This window comes from Sellimonas catena (assembly GCF_027924685.1).
Lineage (GTDB): Bacteria > Bacillota > Clostridia > Lachnospirales > Lachnospiraceae > Sellimonas > Sellimonas catena.
Genome location: NZ_BSBO01000004.1, coordinates 84,579 through 98,290 on the forward strand (window position 1 = coordinate 84,579; position 13,712 = coordinate 98,290).

The 13,712-nt window shown below is 43.1% G+C and carries 10 protein-coding genes; 1 reads left to right on the top strand and 9 read right to left on the bottom strand.

Annotation, left to right across the window (positions count from 1 at the left end; genetic code table 11):
* Positions 1-13: 13 nt before the first annotated feature.
* The 7 genes from Selli1_RS03105 to Selli1_RS03135 form a co-directional block, all read right to left on the bottom strand.
* Positions 14-1,024 (bottom strand): DUF5979 domain-containing protein, encoded by a 1,011-nt coding sequence (locus Selli1_RS03105; RefSeq protein WP_281872281.1) that lies wholly within the window; start codon positions 1,022-1,024, stop codon positions 14-16.
* 49 nt (positions 1,025-1,073) lie between these two features.
* Entirely contained in the window at positions 1,074-1,958 is an 885-nt protein-coding gene (locus Selli1_RS03110; RefSeq protein WP_281872282.1) for a class C sortase, read from the bottom strand.
* A complete protein-coding gene (locus tag Selli1_RS03115; protein ID WP_281845018.1) occupies positions 1,958-2,881 on the bottom strand; it encodes a class C sortase in 924 nt (307 codons plus the stop codon). Before Selli1_RS03115 ends, Selli1_RS03110 begins: the two co-directional genes overlap by 1 nt.
* A 105-nt stretch (positions 2,882-2,986) precedes the next feature.
* Entirely contained in the window at positions 2,987-4,369 is a 1,383-nt protein-coding gene (locus tag Selli1_RS03120; RefSeq protein WP_281845017.1) for a SpaA isopeptide-forming pilin-related protein, read from the bottom strand.
* Between the two features lie 114 nt (positions 4,370-4,483).
* Positions 4,484-9,130, bottom strand: coding sequence for a DUF7601 domain-containing protein (locus tag Selli1_RS03125; protein WP_281872283.1), 4,647 nt, complete (start codon positions 9,128-9,130; stop codon positions 4,484-4,486).
* A 100-nt stretch (positions 9,131-9,230) separates the two neighbouring features.
* A complete protein-coding gene (locus tag Selli1_RS03130) occupies positions 9,231-9,665 on the bottom strand; it encodes a hypothetical protein (protein WP_281872285.1) in 435 nt (144 codons plus the stop codon).
* A 314-nt stretch (positions 9,666-9,979) separates the two neighbouring features.
* The gene (locus Selli1_RS03135) at positions 9,980-10,837 is read right to left on the bottom strand and encodes a tyrosine-type recombinase/integrase (RefSeq protein ID WP_281845014.1); all 858 of its coding nucleotides are present in this window, start codon (positions 10,835-10,837) and stop codon (positions 9,980-9,982) included.
* 392 nt (positions 10,838-11,229) lie between these two features.
* On the opposite strand from Selli1_RS03135, the gene Selli1_RS03140 reads away from it, so the two are divergent.
* Positions 11,230-12,288, top strand: coding sequence for an Rpn family recombination-promoting nuclease/putative transposase (locus Selli1_RS03140; RefSeq protein WP_281845013.1), 1,059 nt, complete (start codon positions 11,230-11,232; stop codon positions 12,286-12,288).
* A 192-nt stretch (positions 12,289-12,480) separates the two neighbouring features.
* Here the strand turns inward: Selli1_RS03140 and Selli1_RS03145 are convergent, their stop codons facing one another.
* Together Selli1_RS03145 and Selli1_RS03150 are read right to left on the bottom strand one after the other, a co-directional pair.
* Positions 12,481-12,933 carry a DUF4143 domain-containing protein gene (locus Selli1_RS03145; protein ID WP_281845012.1) on the bottom strand — a complete coding sequence of 151 codons (453 nt, stop codon included), beginning with the start codon at positions 12,931-12,933 and terminating at the stop codon, positions 12,481-12,483.
* A gap of 72 nt (positions 12,934-13,005) precedes the next feature.
* Complete coding sequence (locus Selli1_RS03150) at positions 13,006-13,554, bottom strand: AAA family ATPase (RefSeq protein ID WP_281845011.1); 549 nt, start codon at positions 13,552-13,554, stop codon at positions 13,006-13,008.
* Between the last annotated feature and the right edge of the window lie 158 nt (positions 13,555-13,712).

Genomic DNA, 13,712 nt, shown 5'->3' on the forward strand with positions numbered 1-13,712 from the left:
CTCGTCTCCCCCTTTATTCCTCTGCCGCCGTGTTGTCACGCAGCTGGTTCCATTCCCAGGTGCCGGAGCCGCTCTGTCCGGCCTCCCGTGCGCCTTCCGCTTCCGTGTAATCAAAGTGGTTTACTACGCCGGAGCCGCCGTTCAGTCCATGGTCATATGTATTGGTAAAGGAAACCTGTACCGGAGAACCGGCTGTTCCGTCCGCCAGGATTTCCACGGTCTGTGATGCCGCGCCGGTATTCTCATAGCTGGATCCGCTGTAGACCTCGGTTACCGTTACTTCGGAGCCTGCCGGAATGTCTTCCACCAGGATCTGTCTGGTACCTGCCCGGTCAAATGCCACGGAAACCACATCGCTGTACACCACTTCGTCCTCTTTTACCGCTTCCACGGAAAAGACAAAGGTCGCTCCGCCGACTGTTGCATTGTAGGATGTCAGCGTTTTCTCAATCTCCAGATCTCCCAGCCGCTCTTCCTGATCCGGTTTCAATCCGGTAGTCACATCATATACCCAGTCATCCGATCCGCCGGATCCATAGTAATTGTTTGGCAGGGACAACAGAAACGGACTGAACGTATAAGTGTATTCCGGAGACTGTACTTCTTCTGCCTCCACCAGATACATGCCCGTCGGCAGGCCGTCCTCTGTCCCGGTTCCTCCGGTTACGGTAAGCTCTGCATTTGCTTCCGGGGTCTGCTCCTTGACAAGATCGGATGCTGTTTTCGCTTTTTCTTCCCATTCCTGAGCGGACGTGTCACTGTCCACCTCAGAAAGCTTCAGGCTTTCATAGCCCGGCAGCATCGTATAACTTCCACTTTCGCTGACTTCCGCCACCCGGTACAGCTTCACCGGAATGGATAAGCTTTTCAGTTCTTCACTGCTTCCATCCAGCTCCACCGTCACCGAACATTCCCGGCCGGTCTCAACTGCCGTCGCCGCCGTAACGTGGGAAACCAGCCCTGTCTGCCATGCCAGCGCCAGAGCCAGCATGACTGCTCCTCCCTGTCTGATTCGTTTTCTCATCTTCAATCGTTACCCTCCTCTGATCTCTTCTTGCTTCGCTCTGATCCGGTTACTCCTGCTTCTTTTCCTTTCCCTGCCGTTTCGGTTTCATCAAAAACCGCAAAAGCAGGATGACAAGGAAGGTCACCGCAAGACCCAGAATCAGATACAACATATAGTAATCCTGTATGGACTGCAGCATGGATTCTGCTGCCGTAGGTTCCACATCTTCCTCCCCGTTGTACGGCACTCTTACGCCCCGGACTAACAGCCGGTGGGAATTGACGCCGTATGGAGTACAGGTAAATAAGGTTACATAGTCTTTTCCTTCTTCTGTCTGGAGGGCTGCCTCCAGTGTTTCATGGTCGTCTTTGTCTACCATATCCAGGATCTGGTCCACCTGGTATGCCAGAACTTCATCCAGCACATGGATGTAAAATTTATCTCCCTCCTGTAACTGATCCACGTCAGTAAAGAGCCTTGCACTTGGCAGTCCCCGGTGGGCCGCCAGCACGCTGTGGGTGCTCTCCCCTCCGATCGGAAGGGCCGTCCCGTCCAGATGGCCGATGCCCGTCTGCAGGACCTCGTCGGAGGTACCGTGATAAATTGACAGTTTCACATCAATTTTCGGGATGGAGAGATATCCCATCACTCCGTCTCCCGCGATATTTAACACCTGCCAGTAAGCAGTATTTTCCGCTTCCTTTCCGTCTTCCCCGAACACATCTCCGTAGATATTATTCTGAGGAATCGTGGCGTTGAAGCTTCGGGCTGCCTCCCATTCTCTTGTAAAATCTTCCGGCTCCATCTCCGCGATAACGCCTTTATAATTATTAATCAATCTGCTCTGCCGATAAGTATTCCACTGATCTGCAATGGTGGGATAGACAAGTATCCCGAATCCAATAAGGAACATCAGGCCGAACAGGATGTTAAGAATCTTTCTCTTCTTCATTACTGCTCCTTCGGTGGATTCTCAGGTTCATTTATGGTTACCGTCTCCAGATTCTCTGAACCCGGACCGGCGGACACTGCCGCGTTTCTTAATTTTTTCTCCCGGTGATAGAGTACTGCCACTACTACCCCGGTTACTGCCACCCCGACTACTACCCAGAGAAGGTAACTGGTGTGGAGGCTGATACCTGAAGTGGATTCATCTTCTACTTCTTCTGGAACATATGGTACCCGATGCCCCCGGACTAGGAGTCTGTGTGAATTCACTCCATAGGGGGTACAGGTCAAAAGCGTTACTAGGTCTTCCCCTTCCACCACTGCTAGCGTGTCGGTTTCCTCCGGCTCTACCACGGTTATCCGGTCCACTTCATAGCAGAGGGTATCGTCCAGTATGTGTAGCAGAAAGTGGTCGCCTTCCACCAGTTTGTCAAGGTCTGTGAAAAGTGCTGCGCTTGGAAGGCCTCTGTGGGCGGATATTACAGCATGGGTGCTTTCCCCGCCTACCGGAAGGGAACTTCCTTCCAGATGGCCTGCCGCCTGCTCCAGTACATCTTCCTCTGTAGTGTGGAAGATTGGAAGAGTAATGTCAATCTTCGGGATTTCCACACTTCCCATAATTCCGTCTCCCGCAAGATTCAAAGCGGACATATATTCCTCATCTTCGTCAGAAGCTTCGGCTACAGCAAAGGAATCTGGAAGGACACTAGGCAGAAGCGAGTCGTTATAAACTCTAGCTTTTTCCCATTCCGCCTCATAAGCAATTTCCCCGGCAGCTTCTCTTTCAGTCACCACTTCTTCATAATTACTTATGAGCCTTTTCTGTCTGTAGTTATTCCACTCGTTTGCGATAAACGGATACAGCAGCAAGGACAAACCAGCTAAAAACAGTATTGCAAAAATAATGGTTGTAGTTCTTTTTTTCATCCGGGCTCTCCTTAATGTTGTATTCCTTTCTTTTTATGGACCCGGGGCAGGTAATCTGCCCCGATGTTCCTTATTTTTCCCTTAGGTTTGTAACTTCTGTGTTACTTATTTGCTCTCTTTTCTGCGGCTTGCAAAGAACATTCCTGCTGCTGCAATCATGATTACGCATCCGCCGATGGTGAAGATAGTTGTACCGATACCACCTGTGGAAGGAAGAGAGGAAAGTTTGGTGTTAACAATATTCGTCTCGGATGAGGCTGAGATAGTAACCTGTTTCTCTGTGTCTGCTGTTACTGTTATTGTTTTTTCAACACCACCAGAATATCCGTCTGGTGCTTTTATCTCTTTAAAGGTATAGCTTCCTTCATCTAAACCAGTAATTTTAAGAGTACCGTCTGCTGTTGAAACATCTAATTTCTGAGTAGCACCGCTTTCCTCACTAGTCAATGCCTGCTTGTAAACGCCATCATCTGTTTTTATAAAATAAAGTGCCGTATCATTTTTTAACACCTGGAATTGTGCTCCCGTTAAGAAATCTCCATCTTCATCTACTTTAGTAACTGTAATGTTAGCCTCAAATCCTTCTGTCGAAGCTGGACTATATTCTACTGTATTAGAATCCACATCTACGCTGTTGTTATATTCGGTATCTGAATATACTACTGCTGTATATTTGATTTCAACTTTTGACCCAGCATCAAAATTATTAATCTGGCTTGACAAATCGATTACATAAGTCTTTGTACTTCCATCAAAGTTAGTTTCTGTTTCGCTTACAGAGTAATCATCCGCATCGAGAGATGTTTCCCCGATTGTAATGCTGGTTATACCTGTAATCTTTAAGCCTTCCGGTTTATCAATAACCTTAAATGTTGTTAAATCTGCAGTCCCAGCAGCATTCTTTTTCGGTGGGAATGTGGTTGTTACAGTAAACTCCACCGTCTGTCCTCTGTGTACAAAATTGTCATTGGTCTCTTTCGTAATAACATGGCTTTCCCATTTTGCTATAACTTCAGCGTCTTTTGCTTTTAAGTATTTTGCATCACTGTCATATGTATTAGCTACCATAAGTCCATATGTTCCTGCGGCGTCACTTGCAAGAACTACATATCCACCTATTGATACATTTTCAAATGTATATGTTGTCCCTGTGACATCATTTTCAATATCGTCAGCTGTATGTGCTTCTGCTGCAGCTTTTAAAGCCTCCGCGTCAGTAATTGCTACTTCTCCACTCTGCGAATTTATTGTAACACCTTGTACCCAATCGAATAATTTCCATGACTGTGTTTCAACACCATTTTCTGTGGTCTTATCCAAATAAATGATTTTATGCAATTCCAAATCAGTCGCAACTCCTTCTGCAAGATTAGAAACTTTAATATCTGACGTAGGAGTTGTCTGCTCCACTGCAAATGTCGTCATTGACATTCCAAGCACCATTACCAATGTCAATAATGCAGCTAAGATTTTTTTTATTTTCTTCATATTGTCTGTCTCCTTTTCCTGGGGCATTCCCCTCATATTTTTTGTTGAAATCCTCACTTTCTCGTTGCATCCTTTAGCGGTACAGGGACCGCTGAAAAGTATAAAGTCATTATCTTATCTCTTCAGCACCTCCCTGCGTTTGTTTTTATATAATACCAACGTACCTGCTATCATCAGTAGCATACCGCCGATAGTATACCAGTAGATTCCCGGGCCTCCTGCAGAAGGAAGTTCATAGAGCGGGGTGTTTTTGTAGTAAAAGGTTAGTACATTACCTATCTTTGTTGGTGTTTCTCCACTAATTGTTACATTTCCGGATTGGATGGTTATTGTCCAATTCGTTTTATTAACCGAATATCCATCTGGCGCCCCTATTTCCGTTAAAACATAAGTTCCATCTGGAATAAAATCAATTTCATTCCCTTCAGTGAACTGATCATCACTAAACCACTTCACTATACCTGAACCATCAGATTTTCCCCAATAAGTCACATCTGTTTCCGGATTAGCATCATCAGCTTCGCTAGTTTTTAAGGTAAACTTCGCCCCTTCCAATGTAATATCCTGATCGCTTGAACTAACCTTTATAATTTGCCATGGTGTTGTTTTTTCATTGGTAATGACATAACCATTTTCCATAGAACCAGATACACTGGAAATATAACCATTGGCATAATTATCAACAACCTCTGAATCACCTATCTTGGTTTCTTTTACTGTGTATTCATTAACAATCCACCCACCGTCAACCGACGAAAAATAAGGTAAATCTTCAAAAGTATAGCTCCAACTATTATTCTCGCCAAGAAGAGTAATTTTTACCTCACTACCATTTACGATATATGGTTTATCGTTTTGCAGAAGCTGAATTTCCACCGTTAATCCGGAAGGGTTATTATCGCTCCATACTTTCGTAACGTTAAGAGACGTTTTATAATCTGGAATGATTTTATTTGTTAACGTTATTTTCTGGGTACGGTCATACTTGAAATACCAGAACATTGACCATGTACTGCTGTGTCCAAATTGAAGTTGCCAGTCTCCATCCCCTATGTCCACCAAATTAATATTTGAATTTTCACCAAATCCACCCTCTCCAAATGCAAACTCGGTATTGTCAAACTGCATATTTCCGTTTACTTTTTCTTGAATCCAGTCTATAACTTCTTTCTTTTCATCATCTGACAGATCTAAGTCATGGAGAGTCCAGATTACCCAATCACTGCCTTTTTTGGTTACAAGCATGTTATTTTTTTGTAAGTCCCATTTCAAATTTCTACATGTCTCTATTCGGTCAATATAGACAACATTGGTAATATCATTTACTGACTCTGTTATTTTAAGTTTATACCCTTCCGGATATTCTTCTTTTACAACGAAGTCTGTATCGCCAGACAGATTCTCCCACTTGCCATGCCAGCCATTTAATGCATTAAGCTGAATTGGACTTACGTCGCTAACCAATTTATCGTTTATATCCCATTGACCATCTCGATTTACATCTTCATACAAAGTAACCGTTACGTATTTGGGAAGCTCATAATTTCCTTGTGAGTTATCCCATGTTTTATCAACGGCAACATCTGTAGTTCCTGCTCCTTTTTCCAACTTACTGTTTGTAACTGTAACATTGGCACTTTCTCCAATCATCTGTGCTGAAGCAGTTGTAACAGTATTATCTTCATCCCCATTACTTGGGATAACAATATCTGTTACGCTTCCGTCAATTCCATATGTCGGCTGATAAACACCATCTAACATTTCTTCCACTTCAAAACTTACGCCATACGGAAGTCCCGTAATAGTGGCTGTCTGACCAGCTTTCAATGCTATAATTCCATCATTAGCCTCAAAGCCGGATTGAGCACCAACGCTGTAGGTTCCTTCATATTCAACGCCCTGGATTTTAAGTTTTATTTGGAACTCCTTATTTGTCGCTTCTTCGCCTGTAGCAAGCTGCTTTTTGATATTAAGTGTTGCCCTATTTTTAATTTCATTTCTGAAAACAACACTTTGATCTTCTCCAACAGTCAACATATCCGTTTGTACACTTGGAACGGTAATTCCACTCGTAGAATCCGGATTTACTTCATGCACCGTTCCATCAATATATACAGTATATCCATTTAAATAGGCCCCTAGTTCCGTTACCTGATATTGCGAATCAGCACTTATTCCACTGAATACTGCCATCTCGGAATGTTTTAATGTAAAATTACCATCGCTGTCTGTTGTTCCAGTAACCGGTTGTCCGTACTCATCTACTACCTCTTCACCATTCTTCCAGAGTGCGTATTCTTTGTTTGCATAATTGGAACCATCCACTTTTATATTGAACTTAAAATCAATATCATCTGCGTAATCAATTCCATTTCCATCTTCGTCTGTTACCTCTTTTGCAACTGCAACAGAGTCTTTTGGAATTGTCGGAAAGTTAAATTTAATCATGCAGTTTGAATCAAAATTTCCTCGTTCCAAGTAGAAGAACTTAATCGTATGGGTTGAATAGTCAGCGAAACCGCCCGTGCTTTCTAATTCAACGTTAACACCTGCCTTATCAAATGCTTCTTTAAGGGTTGTTCCCGAAGCCTTGCTGCCCTTTATATCTGTTCTTGTAACCTCTCCGTTTGCAAAATTAATGGTTCCGGATACTTTACCGTGGATACCTCCAAGGTCAAGAACAAGTACGTCATCAATGAATACCCATACATCATCATCACCGCTGAACTCGAAAATCATGTCTTGATTGTTATTAATCTTGCCGCCCTTTGGTTGGATGAAAGAGGTTGCAATTGTCATTCCGTAGTAATGGTTAACTCCGGTATAACCGAGGGTAGCCGCATCGCTGGATTCTTTAATATCCGCAATTGTTGATGATGTTGGCTGAGAAAATGGATAGAATCCAGGACTGTTTTGGCCTGCTATATTTCCTACTGTAAACTCCTTAGCAAAACTACTTCCGTTATTTTTTAAATATGCATAGTGCTGATCACTGTTAAATACATGGTATCCCTCTTGATCGATAGTAAACAGTTTATCCAAACCACTGTATACTTTTTTTACGTTGTTTTTTTCGCTTAGGTCAAACAAATAGTCAAGTAATTCTGCTTTTTCAGTTTTTTCTGTAGAAAGTTTTGGATATCCATCAACCAATTTGTTTTCAACCATCCCACTGTTTATCTTTCCACTGCTGCCATCTTGGTTAATGTTTACCGTCTGATGATTCTCTCCCTTATCATCTACAAACTTTAAAACATGGTCTCTATTTATTCCTTCTGAATTCTCCCAGTCCGCTGACTCATCCCCATCACTTCCAACCTGATAATCAAATAAGTTAATATCAATTGTATCTTTCGTGGATTCTGTATCAATAGGAGTAAAACTTAATTCCGGATCTTCTCCGAAAATAAAGTAAATCACATCCTCGCTACTAATGGGGTTCCATGATTTCTCGTTATCTACAGGCTGATAGCGAAACTCATATGTACTGTCAGTACTTTTATATTTAAATCCATTTATTTCTGGTGCAAAAAAACTGAACTCACCGTTTTCACCATAGACTGCTTTATAAAAAGTTTCTTTACTACACTCACCACTTTCCATTTTCTGAATTACCTTATCCAGGATTGCATCTACAGTAACAGCTTTTTCATCTCGCCAGTTAAAATCTTTTTCATCAAAGGCCACCCGTTCATTTCCGATGGACTTTCCATTGGAGTCCACTACCATAATAGTAAGAGAACCTTCATGCCTATCTTCTTTCCAAGTAATCGTAAACACTGAAAAGCTTTCCGCTGTAAACTCTACCTTTTTTACTTCTGTCTTTTCTGTCGTCTGGACATCTGCTTTTTCCCCCATATCCTCTACGACAATTCCATTCTCAGCATTCACATCTTCTTTCATATGCTTGATAGAAACTTTCGAATCTTCAGAAACACCTTCCGGTACGGCTGCCTTTTTAAAATCGATGACTACTTTCACATCACCGCTTGGCTCTACTTCTTTCCCGTCTACCAGAAAACTGATATCATATGCAAGGAATCCCTCCATCGTTTCCTTATTCTTATCACTGTCTTCGCTCAGTTTCTTTTCTGTCAGATCATACTGATCATTGATTTTCTTTGCCTCAGCTTTTTCCTCTTCGGACATCTGATCAGTGATTTCTTTCTTCACAATCGGAGTAACAGAAAGTTTGGCGCCTTCTGGTACGATTCCTTCCTCTGCCGTAACTTTTACAGTGACTTCACTATTTTCATAGGTCTCACTAAATGCCGGAGAAACTTTTGCCTCTTCCTTCGTTTCCTGAGTTTCCTCTTTCTTCGTTGTTGTTTCTGTCTCTTCCGTCTGTGTCTCTACTGTCTCATTCTGTGTTTCTGTCCCGGAAGTTTCCGCAGATGTAGTCTGATCCTGCGTATTCTGTGCAGTCTGATCTGTCTCTGTCTGTGTTGTCTCTCCACCGGAAGCTTCCTCTGTTGGCTGAACGGCTGTCGTTTCTTCCTGCTTTGTCTGCGCTGCTTCTTCGGTCTGCTTTGTTTCTGTCTGGTTCTCGGTCTCCGTTTGGGTTTGTGTTTCCGTTTCCGCAGTCTGCGCATCCGTCGAAGTGCTTTTCGTCTCCTGTGCCGTCGTCTGGGCTGCTGTTGTCTCTTCCACTGCAGGTACTGTTCCTGCATCTGCTTCCGCAAGTGTGGACATTCCCGTGCTCAGCATCAAAACCATGCAAAGCACGCTTGCTATGACTCTCTTCCTTCTTTTACTTTTCATGGTCTCCTCCTTTAGCTTCCGCTTTCTTTTCTATTGCCTGATCCATCAGTTTCAATTTCCTTCCCCCTTCTTTTCTTTCTTAATCGAAACAAATCTCCCCTCAGTCAAGCAAAATACTGCAGGCACGCATTTGTTCCACCATATTCTGTAATTCCTGCCATTTCTTCCTGTCCCCGGAGTCCAGGCACTCATGATCCCCGATCCAGAGCCAGGGATAATGCCGGACAATTTCCATCAGCAGTTCCCCCGCCGTGGCGCCCATCCGGTTCGTCTGGATTTCGCACCGTGTACCGTAAATCGTGCCGAGGAAAAAGCGTCCTTCCGTATCAGACGTAACCTCTTCCACGGGAAGCCGGGTCCGGATTGTGCCGTCCTTCCCGCTCTGCTCAATACAGGCCAGCAGGATCCGGTCTTCATCCAGGCTGTCGGGCTTTCCTTCCTCCGTTACAAACAGAATTCCATGGTTTATAAATTTCATCCTCTGGGGTGAGATTATGATGTCTCCCCGTTTCAGGCTACTGCATCTATTTTCCATATCTTTCCTCTGCCTCATTCCATAGAACGCAAACAACCACATAATATCAATTATGTGGTACATGGCTTTTCCTTAATTAAAAAGTGAAGTCCTGTTTTTCGGTGTCCCGTCGATTTTTCAGATGATATGTAAAAGGCGGGTGTTATTTTGATGCATAAAAATTGTGAAATCTTCCGTCACTGCATTGACGCAGTACGTTTTTTGCTATAAAATAGGGCAGAAAACTAAAAACTGGTGACTAGATGAGATAGGCCGACTTTGTATTACCACATAATTGATATTATGTGGTGTTTTTTATTTTCCCCTTTTCCCTCTTAAACCTGCAATACGGTCATGCGATCGAGCTGTCTTTGATAGAGTTCTCCTGTATTGGAGGTGTAGATTCTTGTCACGTTCAGGCTGCTGTGTCCGAGGACATCCGCAAGTCCTGTAAGGTCTTTGGTTGTCTGATAGTAGACTCTTGCAAACAGGTGGCGGAGATTGTGCGGAAAGATTTTCTCGCTGCTGACTCCCGCCTTTTCTTTCAACGCTTTCATCTCGCTCCAGAGATTGCTCCTGTCTTTTGGCTTTCCGTTTTTCGTCACGAAAATACATCCTGACCGGATTTTCCGCGCTGCCGCATATATCAGCAGTTTTTTACGGATGCTTCCCGTCAGGAAGATTCTCCGGTATTTTCCTTTGTTGTGTACCTCGATTCTGCCCTTTTTCACCTGTTCCACCGTAAAATATTTCAGTTCGCTGACCCGGATTCCGGTGACAGCGATGGTTTCGATGCACAGGGCAAGCTGTGCCTTTCCCTCCGCCCTCGCTGTCTGCACCAGGCGTTTGTACTCTTTCCGGGTCAACTCTTTCTCCTCCTGCAAAAACAGGTTCTTCTGTGTTTTTACGCGCCGGATTTTAAGCTCGCAGTATCCGCAGAATATCAAAAACTGATTCAGAGCCGCCAGCATGGAATTCACACTGTTTACTGCATAATGCTCGAGAAGCCATTCTTTATAAGAAAGAAGCCGCGGCTTGTCCACTTCCCGCTCTTCCCCAAGAAACGAAAAAAAGCACTTCAGATCCGTGATATATTTCCGGATTGTCGCCTCTGCATTTTCTCTTTCATACATATACATCTCAAACTCCCTGATTTCTGTCCCCTGTATCTTCAATGTCACTTTTTCCTTCATGTTAATTCCTCCTTGCACCTACTGCTCCCCATCTTTTGTCCCTCTATTAAATAAAGACGGTTTGAACTTCAAAAAAGGTGCAGCTTTTCGTTGTTTCTGCCTTATTTTTTTGTCATAACTATCGGAATATGCTATGAATAGACGTTTTCTCCTTGCTTTTCCCCTCTTCCGGGTATATACTGTCCCTAATCAAATCAGGAAAGTTATTCTTTTTGTCCTTTGATTTCCGGCCGTTCGGCCATATTTTTCAATGATTCATTTTTACAGACGGGAACAGAGAAAACAGAATAGAAAGGACTTGCTGTTTATTGTATTTCACTTTATTCACTGGTACAATAGAATTAATTTCAATGTCTGTCTGTTTGTCTTTGCTCCCTTCGGAAAGGAGATTTATGACCAGCAGACAAACAGAGCAAACAACAAAAACTACCAGTCAAAACAGAAAATTCAAAGACAGCAGCGCCAAACTCATTTTCGGCGATCCCATCCTCTGTGCCCAGTTTCTTCGGGGATATACGGATATTGAACTTTTAAAAGATGTCCAGCCGGAAGATATTGAAGATGTCACAAACCGCTTCATCTCCATGTGGCAGGAAGAACGGGATTCCGATACGGTCAAGAAGATTCATCTGAAAAATCAGGGGGAAATGGACACGCTTTATCTGATCACGCTGATCGAGCATCAGACCAAGGTGGACTATGATATGTCTTTCCGGATTCTTCGGTATATTGTCCTGATCCTGACAGATTATGCCTCAGAAGCGGAAAAGAAGCAGCCCGGATGTACAGCTTTAAAAAGATTCCGGTATCCTCCGGTTCTTCCGATTGTCTTTTATGATGGGGAACAGAACTGGACAGCCGTCAAAAACTTTCAAGAGCGTACTGCACTTTCCGATCTTCTGGGAGAATATATTCCAAACTTTCAGTATCTGGTTGTACCGCTCTCCCGCTATTCTAATCAGGAACTTATTGAAAAAGAGGATGAACTGTCTTTGATCATGCTGATTGACAAACTAAGAAGTGCCGCCGATTTTCACGAGCTGAAAGAAATTCCGGACGACTACTTTGAGAATATCAGCCGGGACTCTCCACAGACTCTCCTGAAGCTGATTTCAAAGATCGTTGCCGCCTTTTTGCACCGCCTGAATATCCCGAAAGAAGAGATCGGCACTTTCACAGATCAGATTGAACGGAGGGATTTAAAAATGTTTTTCGATCACTTTGAATACTATGACGTGCAGGCAACCAGACGAGAAAGCAAAGCAGAGGGGAAAGCGGAATCTGTACTCTCGATTTTAGAAGATCTTGGCCGTGTGCCTGACAATCTGCGCACACGTATTCTTGAAGAGCAGGATCTGGATCTTCTTACAACCTGGGTCAAGGGAGCTGCCAGAGCAGCCTCCGTGGAGGGATTTATTACGGAATATCTGCCGGAGTTGAAGGAATCATAAGAATCGCCCGCAAGTCTGGATGCGTAAAAACCCGGGAAGAGTTTCTGTCACGGTCTCTTCCCGGGGTATTTTGGGCAATGACAAGTCATTTTCATTTGCTTCTGGAATATACTCCAGTCCTCACTTTTCACAAAAAGCCTCCGGTTATCAGAACACCTGATAACCGAAGGCCTTTCTAAATAAACAATGCAATCAGGCAACTAATCTAAAAATACCGGAAGTTTTCCTGCCAGATAAAGCGGAATATTGGTAATTGTACCATCTTTTCGATATTCTCTTTTTGATAGACGTACCGCATAGGTTGTATTTTTTTATATAATTTTTAAAAGAAGCCGCTGACTTATCTGCCCCTGCCTTCACCTCAATCGGCACGGTTTCCATCCCATGCTGAACAATAAAGTCGATCTCCTCCCGTGAAGTGGAATAGTATCTTGGCTCTACTGAGAACTGACCTTTCAGCTGTTGCAATACATAGTTTTCTGTCAGCGCACCTTTGAATTGATAATCGGCCTTTAAAAGTATGGCTGAATTATCAATACCCACCATATGTTTCAAAAGCCCCGTATCCATAAGGAATAACTTGAATGCATCAAGCCGGTCAAATACAGGAAGAGGGTGTTCTGGTCCCTTCTCTAACCACACCATATATAAATTTCTCATTCTCTTTTGCAAGCTGTGTCACTATACTCCGAAAAACCATCAAAATGCGGCCACTGTTTATTTTTCCATTGTGTTTAGAAAAATTTCTTCAATTTGAGTACCGATTTCTATTCCACAATAATATTCATACAGGGATTCATCCAAAGCAGCAAGAAACTCATCGAACTTCAACGGTTCTATATTAAGCAGATTAACCTGCCCTACCGGATAGGATTTCGATTTTGCAAGCAAGATTCCAAGCAGACTTTCTGCTGCCATAACATGGTACTCATTTGCACTCTCCCGGAAATATTTTAAAGAATTCAGCGCTTCCGGACATTCCTGTACTTCATCCAGAATAATCAGCGTCTCGCCCGGTACAATTTTTTCTCCTGTAAGCATACTAAGTAATTCTACAATTCGCTTCGGATTTTTATTTTTCTCAAAAATCGATTTCAATTCTTCTTCCTCATTGAAGTTAAAATATGCATAACTAGCATAGTAGCGATTGCCAAAATCTTTCATTAACCACGTTTTTCCTACCTGCCTTGCCCCTTTTAGGATGAGCGGCTTACGTTCTTTGCTCTCTTTCCATCTAAGCAGATTTTCTGTTGCAGTTCTTTTCAAGTCCCATCACGCTCCCTTCTGTGTTATTATTACACATTTTTTAAGGAATTTCGTGTTCATTTTTACACATTTTTATCATATTGTTTTTCCAACACCAGACAGTCCTTGACTTTTCCTAACGGATTGCCACCGGGATTTCTACTCAAAAACCCCTGTTT